Origin of the sequence: Aeromonas sp., from assembly GCF_051657805.1 — a bacterium.
Lineage (GTDB): Bacteria > Pseudomonadota > Gammaproteobacteria > Enterobacterales > Aeromonadaceae > Aeromonas.
In genome coordinates this window covers 517,795-537,876 of the sequence record NZ_JBOFLJ010000024.1, presented here as the reverse complement: position 1 = coordinate 537,876, position 20,082 = coordinate 517,795, and the positions used below count along the sequence as shown (strand labels likewise).

Annotated in this window: 16 protein-coding genes; all 16 read left to right on the top strand. The window is 62.0% G+C overall.

The window, feature by feature from the left end; genetic code table 11:
• Positions 1-51: 51 nt before the first annotated feature.
• The 16 genes from pyrH to cadC all read left to right on the top strand — a co-directional run bounded on the left by pyrH (position 52) and on the right by cadC (position 19,436).
• A complete protein-coding gene (gene pyrH, locus ACRCYW_RS11490) occupies positions 52-786 on the top strand; it encodes a UMP kinase (protein ID WP_349921360.1) in 735 nt (244 codons plus the stop codon).
• Positions 787-973: 187 nt separating this feature from the next.
• Positions 974-1,531, top strand: coding sequence for a ribosome recycling factor (frr, locus tag ACRCYW_RS11485; protein ID WP_438550227.1), 558 nt, complete (start codon positions 974-976; stop codon positions 1,529-1,531).
• 72 nt (positions 1,532-1,603) lie between these two features.
• The gene (gene uppS, locus ACRCYW_RS11480; RefSeq protein ID WP_438550226.1) at positions 1,604-2,380 is read left to right on the top strand and encodes a polyprenyl diphosphate synthase; all 777 of its coding nucleotides are present in this window, start codon (positions 1,604-1,606) and stop codon (positions 2,378-2,380) included.
• Positions 2,381-2,406: 26 nt separating this feature from the next.
• Entirely contained in the window at positions 2,407-3,264 is an 858-nt protein-coding gene (locus ACRCYW_RS11475) for a phosphatidate cytidylyltransferase (RefSeq protein WP_438550225.1), read from the top strand.
• Positions 3,264-4,460 carry a 1-deoxy-D-xylulose-5-phosphate reductoisomerase gene (ispC, locus tag ACRCYW_RS11470; RefSeq protein ID WP_438550224.1) on the top strand — a complete coding sequence of 399 codons (1,197 nt, stop codon included), beginning with the start codon at positions 3,264-3,266 and terminating at the stop codon, positions 4,458-4,460. Before ACRCYW_RS11475 ends, ispC begins: the two co-directional genes overlap by 1 nt.
• A 58-nt stretch (positions 4,461-4,518) precedes the next feature.
• Complete coding sequence (gene rseP / locus ACRCYW_RS11465) at positions 4,519-5,871, top strand: sigma E protease regulator RseP (RefSeq protein ID WP_438550223.1); 1,353 nt, start codon at positions 4,519-4,521, stop codon at positions 5,869-5,871.
• A 34-nt stretch (positions 5,872-5,905) separates the two neighbouring features.
• Positions 5,906-8,329: an outer membrane protein assembly factor BamA gene (bamA, locus tag ACRCYW_RS11460; RefSeq protein ID WP_438550222.1), complete on the top strand. Its 2,424-nt coding sequence runs from the start codon at positions 5,906-5,908 to the stop codon at positions 8,327-8,329.
• Positions 8,330-8,479: 150 nt separating this feature from the next.
• On the top strand, positions 8,480-8,992 hold the full coding sequence (locus ACRCYW_RS11455) for an OmpH family outer membrane protein (RefSeq protein WP_438550221.1): 513 nt from the start codon (positions 8,480-8,482) through the stop codon (positions 8,990-8,992).
• A 3-nt stretch (positions 8,993-8,995) separates the two neighbouring features.
• A complete protein-coding gene (lpxD, locus tag ACRCYW_RS11450) occupies positions 8,996-10,015 on the top strand; it encodes a UDP-3-O-(3-hydroxymyristoyl)glucosamine N-acyltransferase (protein WP_438550220.1) in 1,020 nt (339 codons plus the stop codon).
• A 24-nt stretch (positions 10,016-10,039) separates the two neighbouring features.
• Positions 10,040-10,501 carry a 3-hydroxyacyl-ACP dehydratase FabZ gene (gene fabZ / locus ACRCYW_RS11445; RefSeq protein WP_010673414.1) on the top strand — a complete coding sequence of 154 codons (462 nt, stop codon included), beginning with the start codon at positions 10,040-10,042 and terminating at the stop codon, positions 10,499-10,501.
• A 5-nt stretch (positions 10,502-10,506) separates the two neighbouring features.
• On the top strand, positions 10,507-11,298 hold the full coding sequence (gene lpxA, locus ACRCYW_RS11440) for an acyl-ACP--UDP-N-acetylglucosamine O-acyltransferase (protein ID WP_438550219.1): 792 nt from the start codon (positions 10,507-10,509) through the stop codon (positions 11,296-11,298).
• Entirely contained in the window at positions 11,291-12,430 is a 1,140-nt protein-coding gene (lpxB, locus tag ACRCYW_RS11435) for a lipid-A-disaccharide synthase (protein WP_438550218.1), read from the top strand. The genes lpxA and lpxB overlap by 8 nt, the downstream gene beginning before the upstream one ends.
• A gap of 75 nt (positions 12,431-12,505) precedes the next feature.
• Positions 12,506-13,096 (top strand): ribonuclease HII, encoded by a 591-nt coding sequence (rnhB, locus tag ACRCYW_RS11430; RefSeq protein WP_438550217.1) that lies wholly within the window; start codon positions 12,506-12,508, stop codon positions 13,094-13,096.
• Entirely contained in the window at positions 13,097-16,576 is a 3,480-nt protein-coding gene (dnaE, locus tag ACRCYW_RS11425; RefSeq protein WP_438550216.1) for a DNA polymerase III subunit alpha, read from the top strand. It begins immediately after the preceding gene.
• A 16-nt stretch (positions 16,577-16,592) separates the two neighbouring features.
• Positions 16,593-17,543, top strand: a complete 951-nt coding sequence (gene accA / locus ACRCYW_RS11420; RefSeq protein WP_438550215.1) for an acetyl-CoA carboxylase carboxyl transferase subunit alpha — start codon at positions 16,593-16,595, stop codon at positions 17,541-17,543.
• Between the two features lie 369 nt (positions 17,544-17,912).
• Positions 17,913-19,436: a lysine decarboxylation/transport transcriptional activator CadC gene (gene cadC, locus ACRCYW_RS11415; RefSeq protein ID WP_438550214.1), complete on the top strand. Its 1,524-nt coding sequence runs from the start codon at positions 17,913-17,915 to the stop codon at positions 19,434-19,436.
• The last annotated feature ends 646 nt before the right edge of the window (positions 19,437-20,082 follow it).

Here is a 20,082-nt window from a genome sequence, read left to right as displayed (position 1 = left end):
CCCCAGACCGCGACTTATGTCGCGGTCTTTATATGACCAGGAATCAGTGACATGAGTACCAATCCCAAGCCTGCATACAGACGTGTTCTTCTGAAGTTGAGTGGTGAAGCCCTGCAAGGATCCGAGGGTTTCGGCATTGATCCGGCGGTGCTGGAGCGGATGGCCCAAGAGATCAAAGAGCTGGTTGAGCTGGGTGTTCAGGTTGGTCTGGTCATCGGTGGCGGCAACCTGTTCCGTGGCGCCGGTCTTGCCAAGGCGGGCATGAACCGCGTGGTGGGTGACCACATGGGCATGCTGGCGACCGTCATGAACGGCCTGGCCATGCGTGATGCCCTGCATCGTGCTTATGTGAATGCCCGCCTGATGTCGGCCATCTCCCTGCAAGGGGTCTGCGACTCCTACAGCTGGGCCGAGGCGATCAGCCAACTGCGTGCCGGCAAGGTGGTGATCTTCTCCGCCGGTACCGGCAACCCCTTCTTCACCACCGACTCTGCAGCCTGCCTGCGCGGCATCGAGATCGAAGCCGACGTGGTGCTCAAGGCTACCAAGGTCGATGGCGTGTTTACCGACGATCCGGTCAAGAATCCGGATGCCGTGCTGTATCACGAACTGAGTTATGATGAAGTTCTTGAAAAAGAACTCAAGGTAATGGATCTTGCTGCCTTTACCCTGGCCCGTGACCACGATCTGCCGATCCGGGTGTTCAACATGAACAAGCCGGGCGCCCTGCGCCGTGTCATCATGGGAGAGCCGGAAGGCACCCTGATCCATCAGGCAAGCAAATAAGATAGCGTCAGTCATCGGACATTCTTATCCCTGGCTGGCCAATCGGGTTAGAGTGGGCAACCATATGCACTGGCTCATGACGCCAGCTGACAAGATAACCTGGGTCATTAGGCGTGCTTATCCATTACGCCAGTCAATAAGATAGACACGAGCCGCGTGCCGGCTCGTTCGCCAAAAGGAAAACACTGTGATCAACGAGATTAAAAACGACGCCAAGGACCGTATGGCCAAGAGCGTGGAATCGCTCAAAACCCAGATGTCCAAGATCCGTACCGGCCGCGCTCATCCGAGCCTGCTCGACGGCATCCAGGTAGAGTATTACGGTGCCGCCACTCCTCTGAAACAGTTGGCCAACGTCGTGGCGGAAGATGCCCGCACGCTCTCCATCTCCATCTTCGATCGTTCCATGATCCAGGCGGTGGAAAAAGCCATCCTGACCTCCGATCTGGGCCTGAACCCCTCCAGCAACGGTCAGACCCTGCGCGTGCCCCTGCCGCCGCTGACCGAAGAGCGTCGCCGCGATCTGACCAAGATCGTCCGCGCCGAAGCGGAAGGTGCCCGGGTTGCGGTGCGCAACATCCGTCGTGATGCCAACGCCGACTTCAAGTCCCTGCTCAAGGACAAAGAGATCTCCGAAGACGACGACCGTCGTGCCCAAGAAGAGATCCAGAAGCTGACCGATTCCTTCATCAAGCTGGTAGACGAAGCGCTGGCTGCGAAGGAAAAGGAGCTAATGGAAATCTAAGCCTCCGACAGGTATATTACGAGCGCCGTGTAGTGCCCCTGCACGGCGCTTTTGTCTTTGTGGGAGAAATGAATGTCGCTTTTGGCAGCGCTGGGCGATAGCGCCAGCTCGTCCTTGCCTCGTCACGTTGCCATCATCATGGATGGTAACGGCCGCTGGGCTCAGAACCGTGGCAAGATGCGGGTATCGGGTCACAAGGCCGGCGTGAAGTCCGTCCGTGAAGCCGTGACCTTCGCCGCCCGCGCTCAGATGGAGGCGTTGACGCTGTTTGCGTTCTCCAGCGAGAACTGGCGCCGTCCGGAAGGGGAAGTGAATGCCCTGATGGAGCTGTTCATGACGGTGCTGGGCCGCGAGGTGAACAAGTTGCACAGCAACGGCATCCGGCTCAAGGTGATCGGTGATACTGCTCGATTCAGCGAACGGCTGCAGGCCAAGATCGCCAAGGCGGAGGCGTTGACCGCCGCCAATCAGGGGCTGACCCTGAACATCGCCGCCAACTACGGTGGCCAGTGGGACATCGCCCAGGCCGCTCGCAAGCTGGCCCGTGCCGTGGCGGCCGGCGAGCTGGACGCCGAGGCGATCGACGAGTGTGCGCTGGGCGGACAGGTTTGCATGGCCGATCTGCCGCCGGTGGATCTGCTCATTCGTACCGGTGGCGACCATCGCATCAGCAACTTTGTGCTGTGGCAGCTCGCCTATGCCGAGCTCTATTTTACCCCGGTATTGTGGCCCGATTTCAACGAGGCCGAGTTCAGTGAGGCGGTTGCCTCCTTCGTGGCCCGCGAGCGTCGCTTCGGGTGCACGGGTGAACAGATACGGGCATTGATCGCCGAGCACCAGACCGGCTAAATCCCGCTCCCAAGAGAGAGGTTCTTTTGCTAAAACAACGAATTATTACCGCATTGCTGCTAGTACCCCTGGTGTTGGGGGCACTGTTTTTTCTGCCATTGAAATTCTTCGCCCTGCTGGCCGCCCTGGTCTTCGTGCTGGCCAGCCGTGAATGGAGCGCCTTCGTCTCTGCCCAGCCGCAACAGTGGTTGCCGCTGGTATTCTGCCTGCTGCTGGGCGCCAGCCTGTACTGGGTGCCGGTGGAGCAACTCTGGATCCCGCACCTGCATCCCCTGCTGATGGGGGTACTCTGGACCGCGGTCAGCTGGTGGGTCCTGGGGCTGCTGCTGGTCCTGCGCTATCCCCAGAGCGCCAAGCTGTGGCAAAAGTCCATCTGGCTCAAATCCCTGTTCGGCCTGGTCACCCTGGTGCCCTTCTTCTGGTCCCTGGTGGCCATCCGTGGCTACAACTTCTATCACGACCCCATGATGGGGGCCTGGATCCTGCTGTTCGTCATGGGGCTGGTCTGGGCGGCAGATTCTGGCGCGTATTTTTTCGGCAAGGCATTCGGCAAACACAAGCTGGCGCCGGCGGTGAGCCCGGGTAAAACCATAGAGGGCATGCTGGGCGGCCTGTTTACCGCGAGCCTCTTGGCGGTCGGCGTGACCTGGTTCATGGGCTTCGTGCCCGCCAAGATGGGGGTGGTACTGCTCTGCTCCCTGCTGGCGGTGCTGGCCTCCGTGCTCGGTGATCTCACCGAGAGCATGTTCAAGCGCGAAGCCGGCATCAAGGATTCCGGCACCCTGCTGCCGGGCCACGGCGGCATCCTCGATCGTATCGACAGCCTGACGGCGGCGCTGCCGGTCTTCTTGCTCAGCTATCTGCTACTCAGTCAGGAGTTCTAATGTCCAACCTGGTGATCCTGGGAGCCTCCGGCTCCATCGGTCAGAGCACCCTCAAGGTACTGCGACAGAACCCGGGGCGCTGGCAGGTGCTGGCGCTGACGGCGGCTCGCAGCGTGGATGCCATGCTGCGGGACTGTCTCGAATTCTCCCCCCGTTTCGCCGTCATGGTGGATGAGGCCGCGGCGCACGAGCTGGCCGAACGGCTCAAGACCCACGGCAGCGCCACCCGGGTGCTGTCCGGTCAGGCTGCCCTGTGCGAGGTGGCTGCCCACCCCGAGGCTCACAGCGTCATGGCCGCCATCGTCGGCGCCGCCGGGCTGGCCCCCACCATGGCCGCCGTGCGGGCGGGCAAGCGTATCCTGCTGGCCAACAAGGAGGCACTGGTGATGTCCGGGGCCTTCTTCATGGAGGCGGTGCGCGACTTTGGTGCCACCCTGCTGCCCATCGACAGCGAACACAACGCCATCTTCCAGTGCCTGCCCGAGGCCATCCAGCGTCAGCCCGGCTTCTGCGATCTGGCGGGGACCGGCATCAGCAAGATACTGCTGACCGGCTCCGGCGGCCCCTTCCGCTATACCGACATCGCCGATCTGGAGCGGGTCACCCCGGCCCAGGCGGTGGCCCATCCGAACTGGTCCATGGGGGCCAAGATCTCGGTGGACTCCGCCACCATGATCAACAAGGGGCTCGAATACATAGAGGCGCGCTGGCTGTTCAACGCCGCCCCCGAGCAGATCCAGGTGGTGATCCACCCCCAGTCTGTCATCCACTCCATGGTGCAGTACAAGGATGGGTCCGTGCTGGCCCAGCTCGGCAACCCCGACATGTGCACCCCCATCGCCCATGCCCTGGCTTATCCGGCCAGGATTGAGTCCGGCGTGGAACCTTTGGACTTCTTCAGTGTCGGAGAGTTCAGCTTTATCCGTCCCGACTACGAGCGCTATCCCTGCCTGGCGTTGGCCATGGCCGCCTGTCAGCAGGGGCAGGGGGCGACGACCTCCCTCAACGCCGCCAATGAGGAGAGCGTCGCGGCTTTTCTTGCAGAGCGGATCGGATTTATGGATATTGCCAGAGTCAACGAGTCCGTCATGGGGGCGCTGGGTGACAGCACCGCCGCCTCCCTGGACGATCTGATTGCGCTGGACGCCGTGGCCCGTGTCCGTGCCCGGCAACTGATTAAGGAGCTTGCTCGATGAAAGGAGTGCAACAGCCGTTCGCGTCCCGTGGCGCCCATGATGTCGGGGTGCCGCACTGATGGGCGGGGTTCTCTGGAATATCGGGGCCTTTATCGTCGCCCTCGGGCTCTTGGTCGCCGTCCATGAATTCGGCCACTTCTGGGTGGCCCGTCGCTGCGGCGTCAAGGTCGAGCGCTTCTCCATCGGCTTTGGCAAGGCGATCTGGCGCCGTATCGGCAAGGATGGCACCGAGTATGTGCTGGCCCTGATCCCGCTTGGCGGCTATGTGAAGATGCTGGACGGCCGGGTCGATGAGCTCAAGCCCGGTGAAGAGCAGCAAGCCTTCAACCACAAGAGTGTCTGGGCGCGGATGGCCATAGTCGCGGCCGGCCCCATGGCGAACTTCGTGTTCGCCCTGTTCGCCTTCTGGCTGATGTTCATGATAGGGGTGCCGAGCGTCAAGCCTGTGGTCGGCGAGGTGCGCCCGGCGTCCATCGTGGCTGAGGCGGGCGTCCTGCCCGGCATGGAGATCGTCGGCGTGGGTGACGAGACGACCGGTGACTGGGAGTCGGTGACCTACGCCCTCATCAGCCATCTTGGCGACAAGTCCGTGCAGCTCAAGGTGAAGGCGGATGGCGCCAGCTACGCCGTCGACAAGACGCTGATGCTGGAGAGCTGGAGCTTCGATCCGGACAAGGAATCCCCCATCGGCAGCCTCGGCATAGTGCCCCTGGGCGGCAAGGTACTGCCCGTGGTCGAGGCCATAGTCCCCGACAGCGCCAGCGAGAAGGCGGGCCTGCAGATCGGGGATCGCATCAAGCGGGTCGGGGATGAAGAGATCACCGAATGGGCCCAGTTCGTCCAGCGGGTGCAGCACTCCCCCGAGCAGGCCTTGCAGGTGACGGTGGAGCGGGCGGGCAGCGATCTGACCCTGGCCCTGACCCCGGATGCGAAGAAGGTGAGAGGCGAGCTGGTCGGTTTCGTCGGCCTGTCGCCGCAACTGGTTCCATTACCGGATGAGTATCGAGTTCTGTTACAGTATGGGCCTTTGCAAGCCCTGTGGCATGGCCTCCAGAAGACCTGGAGCCTGATCACGCTGACCTTTGACATGATTGGCAAGCTGATCGGTGGCATTGTCTCGCTGGATAACCTGAGCGGCCCCATCTCCATTGCCAAGGGCGCCGGCAGCAGCGCCGATTACGGACTGGTCTATTTCCTCGGTTTCCTGGCGCTCATCAGCGTCAACCTGGGGATCATCAATCTGTTCCCCCTGCCGGTGCTGGATGGGGGCCATTTGGTCTACTTCCTCATCGAGGCAGTCACCGGCAAGCCGGTACCAGAAAAAATTCAGGAAGTTGGGTTCAGGATAGGCGCCGCCATTCTGATGTTACTGATGGGCATTGCGCTGTTTAATGATTTCGCTCGCCTCTGAGGCTAGAGCATCAACAAGGACACATAAGAACAAAATGGCTGTTAAAAAAGCATTGGTGTTGAGTTGCCTGCTGGGAGCCAGCTTCCTGGCTCAGGCGGCCCCTGCCTCTTTTGTGGTGCAAGACATTCAGGTGGAGGGTCTGCAGCGGGTGACCCTGGGCGCCGCCCTGTTGAATCTGCCGGTCCGGGTCGGTGACTCCGTCGATTCCGTGGCCCTGGCCAACGCCATCAAGCGGCTCTATGCCTCGGGCAACTTCGAGGACGTCAAGGTCTACCGTGACGGTCAGGTGCTGCAAGTCGTGGTGAAGGAACGCCCGACCATCTCCAGCATCGAATTCTCCGGCAACAAGGACATCAAGGAAGAGCAGCTGACCCAGAGCCTGGAGTCCTCCGGCATCCGGGTCGGGGATCCCCTGGATCGCACAGTGCTGAGCTCCCTCGAGAAGGGGCTTGAAGACTTCTACTATGGCGTGGGCAAGTACTCCGCCAGGGTCAAGGCCATCGTCACCCCGCTGCCCCGCAACCGGGTCGATCTGAAGTTCACCTTCGTGGAAGGGGAAGCAGCCAAGATCCAGCAGATCAACATCGTTGGCAACCAGGTGTTCCCGGAAGAGAAGCTGCTGGCCCAGCTCTCCCTCAAGGATGACGTGCCCTGGTGGAACTTCACCGGCGACCAGCGCTACCAGAAACAGAAGCTGGCGGGCGACATCGAGGTGCTGCGCTCCTACTACATGGACCGCGGCTATATCCGCTTCCAGCAGGAGTCCACCCAGGTCTCCATGACCCCGGACAAGAAGGGGGTCTACGTCACCCTGAACATCAAGGAAGGGGACCAGTACAAGGTCTCCGGGGTGCAGATCAAGGGCGATCTCATCGATCGCGGCGGCGAGATGAAGGGGCTGATCCCGATCGAGGCCGGCAGCGTCTACTCCGCGAGCCAGGTGACCCACACCGAAGAGGTGCTCTCCAAGTTCCTCGGTCGTTACGGCTACGCCTATCCCAAGGTGACCACCTTCCCCCAGGTCAATGACGCCACCAAAGAGGTCGAGCTCATCGTCAACGTGGAGCCGGGTCCCCGTGTCTACGTGCGCAACATCAACTTCACCGGCAACGTCACCACCAAGGACGAAGTGCTGCGCCGCGAGATGCGCCAGATGGAAGGCACCTGGCTCTCCTCCGACAACGTCGAGCAGTCCAAGACCCGTCTCAATCGTCTCGGCTTCTTCGAGAGTGCCGAAGTGGACACCAAGCGGGTGCCGGGCAGCGATGACCAGGTCGATCTGGACTTCAAGGTCAAGGAGCAACCGGCCGGTTCCATCAACGCCGGTATCGGCTACGGCACCGAATCGGGCCTGAGCCTGCAGGCGGGCCTGCAGCAGGACAACTTCATGGGTACCGGCAAGAAGATCGGTATCAACGCCAGCACCAACGACTACTCGAAGAACATCGATCTCAGCTATAACGATCCCTACTTCACCGTCGACGGTGTCAGCCTGGGCGGCCGCCTCTACTACAACAAGTTCAGCGCGGCCGACGCCAACATAGTCGACTACGAGAACACCACCATCGGCTTCCGTCTCTCCAGTGGTTTCCCGGTTAACGAGAACAACCGCCTCGACTTCAGCCTGGGCTACGAGAACAACAAGCTGTCCCAACCCAACCCCTATGTGCAGGTGGATGAGTTCTGGAAGGTGTACCAGTCCAACCTGGACGGCGACAACCGCATGGTGTTCAACACTGTCGACGTCACCGCCGGCTGGACCCGCTCCACCCTCAACAAGGGCCAGTTCCCGACCGCGGGTGATCGTCAGCGGGTCAACGCCAAGGTGACCGTACCGGGCATGGATCTGCAGTACTTCAAGCTCAACGCCGAAGACGCACACTATTTCCCGTTTGATGCGGATCACCAGTGGGTCATGCTGGCCAAGGCGCGTGCCTCCTATGGTAACGGCTATGGCAGCAACGGCGACTACGATCACGTGCTGCCGTTCTTCGAGAACTACTATGCCGGTGGCTTCGATACCCTGCGCGGCTTCAAGAGCAACACCGTCGGTCCGAAGGCGCTCTACTACTACAACCTGGGTGGTAACGACGTGATCCAGGGCACCGACAGCTCGGTGGGGGGCAACGCCCTGGCGGTCGCCTCCCTCGAGATGATAGTGCCGACGCCGTTCGCGTCCGAGAGCTATCAGCCCCAGCTGCGGACCAGCTTCTTCATCGATGCCGGTACCGTGTGGGACACCACCTTCGACTACAGCGATTACCAGAACCGCTGCTTCAGTGGCTGTAACTATCTGATGGACTATTCTGACCCCAGCAATATCCGGATGTCCGCCGGTCTGTCCCTGCAGTGGCTCTCTCCCATGGGCCCGCTGGTGTTCGTGCTGGCACAACCGCTCAAGAAGTACGAGGGGGACGATACCGAAGTCTTCTCCTTCAACATCGGTCGCACCTTCTAACAAGCTGCGCGGATGCTCCCCCACCCAGGTGGGGGTATTCAATGATGGGGCGTGCAACGGGCGTGCCTCACCAGGCAACAGGCGGTCTTGGGACTGCTTGCACAATCAGGTAAATCAGGTAGCCCTCTACCGAGGGACCAAGGAGTAAGTGTGAAGAAAGCGTTGAAAGTAGCTGGTTTGAGTCTTGCACTGATGGCTGCCGGTATGGGCTCCGCCTGGGCTGATACCAAGATCGCCGTGGTCGACATGAGCGAAGTCTTCCAGAAGCTGCCCCAGCGTGACGCCGTGGCCAAGAAGCTGAAGAGCGAGTTCGAGCCGCGCATGCGCGAGCTGCAGAAGCTCGAGTCTGACGGCCAGAAGCTGGTCGAGAAGTTCAAGAAGGATGAAGCCTTCATGAGCAACGATCAGAAGAAGCAGAACCAGGAGAAGCTGGCCAAGCTGCAGATGGAATTCAACCAGAAGCGCCAGGCCTTCGAGCAAGACAACGGCCGTCGTCAGGCGGAAGAGCGTAACAAGATCCTGACCAAGGTTCAGGCTGCCATCGATTCCATCGCCAAGAGCAATGGTTATGATCTGGTGCTGGAGCGCAATGCCGCCCCCTATGCCGCCAGCAAGATGGACATCTCTGCCCAGGTCATTTCTCAGGTAAGCAAGAGCAACTAATTGATGGCATTCACTCTCGCACAGCTGGCCCAGCAACTGGGGGCCCAGGTCCATGGGGATGGGACCCAGGAAATCCGCAAGGTAGCGACACTGGAAAAGGCCGGGGAGGGTGACATCACCTTCCTGTCCAACAAGAAGTACCGCCACTATCTGGAGCAGAGCAAGGCCACGGCCGTGCTCATCACAGAGGCGGACTTGCCCTTCTGTCCCACCAATGCCCTGGTGCTCAAGGACCCCTATGTGGGCTTTGCCCGGGTAGCCCAACTGCTGGACACCACACCGCAGCCGGCCACGGATATCCATCCGAGCGCCGTCATCGCGGCGGACGTGCAACTGGGCGAGAGAGTGGCCATCGGCGCCAATGCGGTCATCGAGTCCGGCGTCGTGCTGGGGGATGATGTGCGCATCGGCCCGGGTTGTTTCGTTGGCAAGAATACCCGACTGGGAGCACGCTCCCGGTTGTGGGCCAACGTTACCCTCTATCACAACGTGACCCTGGGCACGGACTGTCTGGTGCAAGCCGGCACCGTGATCGGGGCCGACGGTTTCGGTTATGCCAACGAGCGTGGCGAGTGGATCAAGATCCCCCAGCTCGGTGGCGTGACCATCGGCAATCGGGTCGAAATCGGGGCCTGTACCACCATTGACCGGGGGGCGCTGGAAGATACCCGCATCGCGGATAACGTCATCATCGACAACCAGTGCCAGATAGCTCACAACGTCGAGATCGGCTACGGCACCGCCGTGGCGGGCTCCACCGTGATGGCCGGTAGTCTCAAGGTCGGCAAATACTGTATCATTGGCGGCGCTTCCGTCTTTAACGGGCACATGGAGATCTGCGACCAGGCCACCGTCACCGGTATGGCCATGGTGATGCGACCCATTACCGAGCCCGGTGTCTACTCTTCCGGCATCCCCCTGCAGACCAATAAAGAGTGGCGCAAGACCGCCGCCCGGGTGATGCGTATCGAAGAGATGCACAAGCGGTTGAGCCGACTTGAGAAAAAGCTGGATCAAGAATAATCACGATTGGTATAGGGTACTGTTTTGACTACTGAAAAGAAGAGCCTGGGTATCCAGGAAATCATGGACTTGCTGCCCCACCGTTATCCCTTCCTGATGGTGGACAAGGTCGAGAACTACGAGATCAGCGATGAGCGCAAGACCCTGCGTGCCATCAAGAACGTCTCCTTCAACGAGCCGATCTTTCAAGGCCATTTCCCGGCCAAGCCGGTGTTCCCCGGTGTGCTGATCCTGGAAGCCATGGCGCAAGCCACCGGCATCCTGGCCTTTACCATGGTGGGCAAACCGTCCCCCAACGAACTCTATTACTTTGCCTCCATCGACAACGCTCGTTTCAAGCGCCCGGTCGGCCCCGGTGATCAGCTGGTGCTGGACGTGGAGTTCCTGAAAGAGCGTCGCGGCATTGCCAAGTTCACCGGTGTTGCTACCGTTGATGGTGAAGTTGTCTGCACCGCCGAGCTGATGTGCGCCAAACGCGAGGTTTAACGAACGTGATCGACCAGACTGCCATCATTCACGATACCGCCATCGTCCATGAGTCTGCAGTGATCGGCAAAGGGGTTGAAATCGGCCCCTTCTCCGTCATTGGTGCCGAGGTGGAAATCGGCGACAACACCTGGGTGGGTTCCCATGTGCTGATCAAGGGCCCGACCAAGATCGGTCGCGGCAACAAGGTCTTCCAGCACAGCTCCATCGGTGAGGATTGCCAGGACAAGAAGTACGCCGGCGAGCGTACCTTCCTCGAGATCGGCGACAACAACGTCTTTCGCGAAAACTGCACCGTGCACCGCGGTACCACCCAGGATCAATCCCTGACCAAGGTGGGCAGCGGCAACCTGTTCATGGTCAACGTGCACGTGGCCCACGACTGCATCATCGGTGACAACTGCATCTTCGCCAACAACGCGACCCTGGCGGGTCACGTGGTGATCGGCGACTTCGTCATCTTCGGTGGCCTCTCCGCCATCCATCAGTTCGGCCGTGTCGGTTCCCACGCCTTCGTCGGTGGCTGCGCCGCCCTCAACAAGGATGTGCCGCCCTACGTGATGGCCGCTGGCAACTATGCCAAGCCGTTCGGGGTCAATTCCGAAGGCCTGCGTCGTCGCGGTTACAGCCCGGAAGCGATTTCCGCGGTCAAACGCGCCTACAAGGAGATCTTCCGCTCCGGCAAGACCATCGAAGAGGTGCTGCCGGTACTGACGGAGATGGCGGCCAGCGAACCTGCCGTTCAGCTCTATGTGGATTTCCTCAAAGACAACGAGCGCGGGATCATCCGTGCCTGATCCCGTCCGCATCGGCATCGTCGCCGGAGAAACCTCCGGCGATATCCTGGCAGCCGGCCTGGTGCGCGAGCTCAAGGCCCGCTATCCCGATGCCAGCTTCGAGGGGATCGCCGGGCCGCGCATGCAGGCCCTCGGCGTCAAGGCCCTGTTCGAGATGGAGGAGCTCTCCGTCATGGGCATCAGCGAGGTGCTGGGGCGTCTTCCCCGCATCCTGCAGGTGCGCCGCGAACTGCTGCGCCACTTCATCGCCAATCCGCCCGATATCTTCATCGGCGTGGACGCACCGGATTTCAATATCGGGGTGGAGCTCAAGCTGCGCCGCGCCGGTATCAAGACGGTTCACTATGTCAGTCCCTCCGTCTGGGCCTGGCGTCAGAGCCGCATTCACAAGATCAAGGCCGCCACCGACATGGTGCTCGCCTTCCTGCCGTTCGAGAAGGCCTTCTACGACAAGTTCGATGCCCCCTGTCGCTTCGTCGGGCACACCATGGCCGATGCCATTCCGCTGGAGCCGGATCAGGCCGCGGTGCGCAAGGAGCTGGGCATAGACCCCTCCCGCCGCTGGCTGGCGGTGCTGCCGGGCAGTCGCAGCGCCGAGGTGGGCTTCATGGCCCCCGTCTTCCTCGAGGCGTGCAAGCAGCTGACCGTACATTGCCCGGATCTCGGTTTCATCGTGCCCTTGGTCAACGCAAGGCGACGCGAGCAGTTCCTCGCCATCAAGGCGGAGGTGGCGCCGGATCTCAACATGGTGTTCCTCGACGAGCAGGGCCGCGAGGCCATGATCGCCGCTGACGTGGTGATGCTGGCCTCGGGCACCGCGGCGCTGGAAGCCATGCTGGTGAAAAAACCCATGGTGGTGGGCTACAAGCTCAAGCCCTTCAGCTACTGGCTGGCCCAGTGGCTGGTGAAGACGGATTATGTCTCCCTGCCGAACCTCTTGGCGGACAAGATGCTGGTGCCCGAACTCATCCAACACGAGTGCACCCCCTGCAATCTGGTGCAGGAGGTCAACAAGCTGCTGGACAACGACAACCGCGAGCTCATCGCCACCTTCACCCGGCTGCACAAGCAGATCCGCTGCAATGCGGATGTGCAGGCAGCCGAGGCCGTGGCCGAGCTGCTGGGCAGATAGATTGGCGAGGCGCCACCGGCGTGATGTTGTGCTGATACTGGCCCTGCGGGGCCGGTTTTGATTCAAGGCTTTGATATGCAAATCGAGATTCCACAAGACAAGCGGGTGGCCGGGGTTGATGAAGTGGGCCGTGGCCCCCTGGTAGGGGACGTGGTCACCGCCGCGGTGATCCTGGATCCGGCGAACCCGATCGAAGGCCTCACCGACTCCAAGAAGCTCTCCGAGAAGAAGCGCCTCGCCTTGTACAGCGAAATCAAGGAGAAGGCCCTGGCCTTCTCCATCGGCCGCGCCAGCCCGGCGGAGATCGACGAGCTCAACATACTGCACGCCACCATGCTGGCGATGCAGCGCGCGGTGGCGGGGCTTAAGGTCACGCCGGAACTGGTATTCATCGATGGCAACCGCTGCCCGGCCCTGCCCATGGAGGCCCGCGCCGTGGTCAAGGGAGACAGCCTGGTGGCCGCCATCAGCGCCGCCTCCATCCTCGCCAAGGTGACTCGCGACGCCGAGATGACCGAGCTGGACAGCCGCCACCCGGAATACGGCTTCGCCCGCCACAAGGGCTACCCCACCGCCGAACACCTCGCCATCCTGGCCGAGCGCGGCCCCTTGCCGGAATACCGGCAGAGCTTCAAACCGGTGCGCCGCGCCCTGGGGATCGAATAAATGGCCGACCCTCGCTTCATCCACCTGAGGGTACATTCCGACTTCTCCATGGTGGACGGCCTGCAGAAGATAGGCCCCATAATCTCGGCGGCGGCGGCCAACGGCATGCCCGCCCTGGCCCTGACCGATCAGATGAACATGTGCGGCTTGGTGCGCTTCTATGGCTCCGCCCATGGCAAGGGGATCAAGCCCATCGTCGGGGCGGACTTCTGGGTGCAGAGCGATGAGCTCGGTGAGGAGCAGTTCCGTCTCACCCTGCTGGCCATGGACAACGACGGCTACCAGAACATCACCCTGCTCATCTCCCGCGGTTACCAACGCGGTCATGTGCAGGGTCGCCCGGTCATCGACAAGGCCTGGCTCGCCGAGCACGCCAAGGGGGTCATAGTGCTCTCGGGTGGGCGGGAAGGGGACGTGGGCAAGTTCCTGCTCAAGGGCAACCGCCAGATGGTGGAGCAGTGCCTCGCCTTCTACCAGACCCACTTCCCCGACGCCTACTATCTGGAGCTGCTGCGCACCGGCCGGCCCGATGAGGAGGTCTACCTCCACATGGCGGTCGGTCTCGCGACCGAGTTCAATGTGCCCGTGGTGGCCACCAACGAGGTGGTCTTCCTCAACGCCGACGACTTCGACGCCCACGAGATCCGGGTCGCCATCCACGACGGCTACACCCTGATGGACAAGCGCCGTCCGCGTCGCTACAGCCCCCAGCAGTACCTGCGCAGCCAGGAGGAGATGCTGGAGCTGTTCGCGGACATTCCCGAGGCGCTGGAGAACACGGTGGAGATCGCCAAGCGCTGCAACGTGACGGTGCGCCTCGGCGAGTACTTCCTGCCGAATTTCCCCACCGGCGACATGACCACGGAAGACTTCCTGGTGATGAAATCCAGGGAGGGTCTGGAGGAGCGCCTCGAGTTCCTGTTCCCGGATCCCGCGGTGCGGGCCGAGCGCCGCCCCGAATACGACGAGCGTCTCGAGATCGAGCTCAAGGTCATCAACCAGATGGGTTTCCCCGGCTACTTCCTCATCGTGATGGAGTTTATCCAGTGGTCCAAGGACAACGGCATTCCCGTCGGTCCTGGCCGGGGCTCGGGGGCGGGGTCGCTCGTGGCCTATGCCCTCAAGATCACCGATCTGGATCCCCTCGAATTCGACCTGCTGTTCGAACGCTTCCTGAACCCTGAGCGGGTCTCCATGCCCGACTTCGACGTCGACTTCTGCATGGACAGACGGGACGAGGTGATCGACCACGTCTCCGAGATGTACGGCCGGGAGGCGGTGTCCCAGATCATCACCTTCGGCAGCATGGCGGCCAAGGCGGTGGTGCGGGACGTGGGCCGGGTGCTGGGCCACGCCTATGGCTTCGTGGACCGCATCTCCAAGCTCATTCCGCCGGATCCCGGCATGACGCTCGCCAAGGCGTTCGAGGCCGAGCCCAAGCTGCCTGAGCTCTACGAGCAGGACGAGGAGGTGAAAGACCTCATCGACATGGCGCGCCGGCTGGAAGGGGTGGTGCGTAACGCCGGCAAGCACGCCGGTGGCGTGGTCATCGCCCCCACCAAGATCACCGACTTCGCGCCGCTTTATTGCGATGACGAAGGCCACCACCCGGTCACCCAGTTCGACAAGAACGACGTGGAGTACGCGGGCCTGGTGAAGTTCGACTTCCTGGGGCTGCGAACCCTGACCATCATCGACTGGGCGCTCGGCATGATAAACCCGCGGCTCGCCAAAGAGGGCAAGCCGCCGGTCGACATCGCCGCCATCCCCATCGACGACAAGAAGTCGTTCGCGCTGTTGCAGCGGTTCGAGACCACGGCGGTGTTCCAGCTCGAATCCCGCGGCATGAAGGACCTCATCAAGCGGCTGCAGCCCGACTGCTTCGAAGACATGATCGCCCTGGTGGCCCTGTTCCGACCGGGCCCTCTGCAGTCCGGCATGGTGGACAACTTCATCGAGCGAAAGCACGGTAAAGAAGCCATCTCCTACCCGGACGAGAAGTGGCAGCACGAGAGCCTCAAACCCATACTCGAGCCCACCTACGGCATCATCCTCTACCAGGAGCAGGTGATGCAGATCGCCCAGACCCTGGCGGGCTATACCCTGGGCGGCGCGGACATGCTGCGCCGGGCCATGGGCAAGAAGAAGCCTGAAGAGATGGCCAAGCAGCGGGCCGGTTTCGAGGAAGGGGCGGTCAAGAACGGCGTCGACGGCGAGCTGGCGATGAAGATCTTCGATCTGGTGGAGAAGTTTGCGGGCTACGGCTTCAACAAATCCCACTCCGCCGCCTATGCGCTGGTCTCCTACCAGACCCTCTGGCTCAAGACCCACTTCCCGGCGGAGTTCATGGCGGCGGTGATGACCGCCGACATGGACAACACCGACAAGATAGTGACCCTGGTGGACGAGTGCCAGCGCATGGGGCTCACCGTGATACCGCCGGACGTGAACACCGGCCGCTATCGCTTCTCAGTGAACGAGGACGGCCATATCGTCTACGGCATCGGGGCGGTGAAGGGGGTGGGGGAAGGCCCTATCGAGGCCATCCTCAGCGCCCGGGATCAGGACGGCCCCTTCCGGGATCTGTTCGACTTCTGCAACCGGGTCGACATCAAGAAGCTCAACAAGCGGGTGATGGAGAAGCTCATCCTCTCCGGTGCCATGGACCGGCTCGGTCCGCACCGGGCCGCCCTGATGGCGACCCTGGAGGAGGCGATGCGCGCCGCCGAGCAGCACGCCAAGGCCCAGGCCGTGGGCCAGGTGGACATGTTCGGGGTGCTCACCGAGGAGATAGACGACGTCAAGAAGGCGTTCGCCAACGTCCCCCACTGGCCTGACAAGGTGTGGCTGGAGGGGGAGCGGGAGACCTTGGGTCTCTACCTCACCGGTCACCCCATCAACCAGTACAGCGGCGAACTGCGTCGCTACACCTCGGGGCGGCTGTGCGATCTGCATCCCACCTCCCGGGATACCGTGACCACGGCGGCTGGCCTGGTGATCGCGGCCCGCAGCATGGTGACCAAGCGTGGCAACAAGATGGGGATCTTCACCCTGGACGACAAATCCGGCCGTCTGGATGTGACCCTGTTCAGTGAAGCGCTGGAAAAATATGAAGAATTGATGCAAAAAGACCGTATTTTGGTGGTTTCTGGACAGGTCAGCTTTGATGACTTCTCCGGTGGCCTTAAAATGTCGGCCCGCGAATTGCTGGATATCAACGATGCGAGGGAGCGTTTCGCCAGGGCGATCCGGATTTCCCTCGATGAACAACGCATTGACGAGCGCTTTTTCCCGCGTTTGTGCGAGATTTTGGAACCCGCCCGTGCCGGAGTCTGCCCGGTTCAGGTAAACTATCGTCGGCCCGGCTCCCGGGCGCGATTGACGCTCGGTACCGAGTGGCGGGTGACGCCCACCGATCAACTGATAGACGACTTGCGACTCCTGCTTGGACGAGAGCGGGTTGAATTGGTTTTTGATTAGAGGATCTATTGTCCCTATGAGTCTTTTTCTGGATTTTGAACAGCCGATCGCCGAACTGCAGGCACAGATCGATGAACTTCGCCATGTGAGCGAGCATAACAATGCCGTGGATCTCAGCGAGGACATTCGCCGGCTGGAGAAGAAAAACGAAGAGCTGACCAAGAAGATCTTCGGCGATCTGGGGGCCTGGCAGGTATCCCAGATGGCGCGTCATCCCCAGCGCCCCTACACCCTCGACTACATCGAGCAGATCTTCACCGACTTCGACGAGCTGGCCGGGGATCGCGCCTACGCCGATGACAAGGCCATCGTCGGCGGCATCGCCCGCCTCGACGGCGAGCCCGTGATGATCATCGGTCACCAGAAGGGTCGCGAGACCAAGGAGAAGATCAAGCGCAACTTCGGCATGCCGCGCCCGGAAGGGTACCGCAAGGCCCTGCGCCTGATGGAGATGGCCGAGCGCTTCAAGATGCCGATCATCACCTTCATCGACACCCCGGGCGCCTACCCTGGCGTGGGTGCCGAGGAGCGTGGCCAGTCCGAGGCCATCGCCCGCAACCTGAAAGTCATGGCCGGCCTGACCGTGCCCGTGGTCTGCACCGTGATCGGTGAAGGCGGCTCCGGCGGCGCGCTCGCCATCGGCGTGGGCGATCGGGTCAACATGCTGCAGTACTCTACCTACTCCGTCATCTCGCCGGAAGGGTGCGCCTCCATCCTGTGGAAGAGCGCCGACAAGGCGCCGGTTGCCGCCGATGCCATGGGCATCACGGCCCAGCGTCTGAAGGAGCTGAAACTCATCGACAACATCGTCCAGGAGCCCCTCGGTGGCGCCCACCGGGATGTGGAGAAGATGGCTCAGAGCCTCAAGGCCCGCATCAAGCAGGATCTGGACGCCCTGCGCCCCCTGGACAGCGAACAACTGCTGGAGCAGCGCTACCAGCGCCTGCTGGGCTACGGCTACTGCTAAGCCCCCTTGCCAGAGACTGGAAGCCCCCGCACTGCCGGGGGCTTTTTTTTATGCTGCAATAAGCTCATATTTTGGTCAATCCTATGCCGTTTGTCGCAAGTGGCAGCGCAAACCCCCTGTGTGATCAAACCTAGGCCAATTAATCGGCGAAAAAAGTGGGATCTGGCTCCCGTTTTGCTTACAGTGATCCTCTCCCGTGCCCCGGCCGGGATCCTGCAAGGATGCTCTTCGGACGCAGGCAGGCCTCACCAGACTGACTCCCAGGAATCGCCATCGCCAGACGGCCCCCATTCCTCTCGCTGTACCCGGTCAGTCGCCCCTGTCGCGTCACTCTCATCGTGCATAGCCTCCATCTGCAGTGAGTGAATCATGAGCGAATCGGTTTTTGAGATCCATGACTGGACCCTGAGGGTCGACGACAACATGCTGTGCCGCCCCGAGCGGGAGGTCTACCTCGAGCCCAGGCTGGTCAATCTGTTGCGGTTTCTGGCGAGCCACGCCGGCACCGTGTTCTGCCGCGACGCCCTGATCAACGAGGTGTGGGCCGGCGCCGAGGTGACCGATCAGGTGGTCACCCAATCCATCTTCGAGTTGCGCAAGATCCTGAAAGACGGTCGCAACGACGCCGCCGACTACATAGTCACCGTCCCCAAGCGCGGCTACAAGCTGGTGGCGCCGGTGCGCCCGCTGCAGGTGGTCTCTGTGGTGATGGCGGAGCCCGAGCGGGAGGCGTGTCCCGAGATCACCTCGACGGCTGCCGATCCCAGCCCCCCCGCCGATGAACAGACCCTGACGCCTTTCCCTGCCGGTCCCCTGACCCGCGCCATCTCGACCCACGCCAGAGACGGCCGTAGCCGCCGCCGCATGCTGGGGTTCGATCTCTTCGTGGTGGCCCTGCTGGTCACCGTCGTCAGCCTGCTCAGCTACCAGCATGCGGCCCCCCAGGTGCACTCCATGCTGGATCCCGATCTGCTGGTGTTTCGCTTCCACACCGGCATGGACGGCACCAACGAGAACGTGCGCATCGCCGACGGCATCACCCGCGCCCTGATGGGGGAGGTGGCCGCTGCCACCCCGCTGCGGGTGCAATACGGTGCCACCGCCCTGATGGGGGGGATCCGCCCCGGCAAGGAGCTGAGCGTGCGGGTCTCCCGCCAGCCGGGGGGCACCTACCTGGATCTGGAGTATCGGAACCTCAACACCAATCGGGTGCTGTTCAGCCATCAGTACCAGCTCAGCCGCCACAACGTGCACGAAGTGCTGCAGGCGAGCAGCCAGGATCTCTTGCGGGTGCTGGAGCGGCCCGATGCCTCCCCCGGTGCGGGCTGGCCCACGGATGACGGGGCCCTGATGGCCTTGATGGAGGCCCATTACTACACCAACAAGCAGGATCTGGTGGCCCTCAAGCGAGGCGTCGAGCTGCTCGACGCCTCCCTGGTGTTGCAACCGGATCAGCCGCTGCTGCTGGCGGAGCGCTATCTGGCGGGGGAGGCGTTGGCCACCCTGGCTGGTCAGCCCCAGAGCGAGCGGCTGCAGCAGATAGGGGCTCACCTGGCGAACGTGGCGCAGGGGGACGCCGTCTTGCCGGCGCGGGTGTGGGAGGCGCTGACCCTGCAGGCCATACTGGCCGGCCAGCAGGAGGAGGCGAACCGGCTGCTGGCCCAGGCCGCCAGCCGCGGCCGCACCGTGCTCTATCACATACTGCGGGGCAAGCTGGCGGAGCTGGACGGTCGCCCCGATGTGGCGGGGGATGCCTACAGCCAGGCCTTCCTGATGGAGGCGACGGAGCAGACCTACCTGCTCTGCCAGCGCCTCGGTTTCTACAGCAACATGGAGACGCTGGCGCCCGTGCTGTTCAACACCCTGGGTCAGAGCAAGGTGAAGCTGTTCTGAGGGGGTGACCCAGGCTCCCTCTTATCGATCCAGGCCGTCTGCGGGCGGCCTGGATCATGGGGCCCTCCGGTGTCGCCCAAGCCCTGTTCTTCGCTCGTTTCCCCCTATCCACTCTTTCGCTCTCTCCCATACCCCACTCACATCCCACTCATCCCCGCACTCTGATCCGACCCCATTCTCGCTCTCACTGCCCACTCAGTCGCTAGCTGACTCCACACTCAGCCCCCGGGGGCTCACGGCTGCTCATGACCTCGCTCCCATGACTGACTTATCGTCCCACTCAGGAGGCGATGACCCTATGTATCCCATTTCCCGGGGCAACCGACTCTGCCATTGCCATATCGATGGCAGAACCTGATGCCACTTCTTCATCGTTTGTATGCTGATGAGCCCTGTTTTGCGCACCTATTGTGTCGTTTGATGCGGGCCGCCCCCGGGCTTGACGAGCGGGTCGGCAGGGTATTGACGGGGGTTGTCTGGTCAAGCTGTGGTCGGGAGCCGGGATGGAAGGGGTCAGATGGCGCGCATTTCCCCATCAAGGGCTCGGGAGAAATATCAAGGTCGCCTCATGGGGGCTCGTCAGGGGGATCAAGAGGGCGGCGGCGTTATCAAGGTTTTATCAAGGTGGCTAGTGATTTATGTGTCA

Coding starts and splice junctions, on each gene's coding strand:
- accA (WP_438550215.1), top strand. CDS start 16,593: ATGAGTCTTTTTCTGGATTTTGAACAGCCGATCGCCGAACTGCAGGCA.
- cadC (WP_438550214.1), top strand. CDS start 17,913: ATGAGCGAATCGGTTTTTGAGATCCATGACTGGACCCTGAGGGTCGAC.
- bamA (WP_438550222.1), top strand. CDS start 5,906: ATGGCTGTTAAAAAAGCATTGGTGTTGAGTTGCCTGCTGGGAGCCAGC.
- uppS (WP_438550226.1), top strand. CDS start 1,604: ATGTCGCTTTTGGCAGCGCTGGGCGATAGCGCCAGCTCGTCCTTGCCT.
- pyrH (WP_349921360.1), top strand. CDS start 52: ATGAGTACCAATCCCAAGCCTGCATACAGACGTGTTCTTCTGAAGTTG.
- ispC (WP_438550224.1), top strand. CDS start 3,264: ATGTCCAACCTGGTGATCCTGGGAGCCTCCGGCTCCATCGGTCAGAGC.
- rseP (WP_438550223.1), top strand. CDS start 4,519: ATGGGCGGGGTTCTCTGGAATATCGGGGCCTTTATCGTCGCCCTCGGG.
- rnhB (WP_438550217.1), top strand. CDS start 12,506: ATGCAAATCGAGATTCCACAAGACAAGCGGGTGGCCGGGGTTGATGAA.
- lpxD (WP_438550220.1), top strand. CDS start 8,996: ATGGCATTCACTCTCGCACAGCTGGCCCAGCAACTGGGGGCCCAGGTC.
- dnaE (WP_438550216.1), top strand. CDS start 13,097: ATGGCCGACCCTCGCTTCATCCACCTGAGGGTACATTCCGACTTCTCC.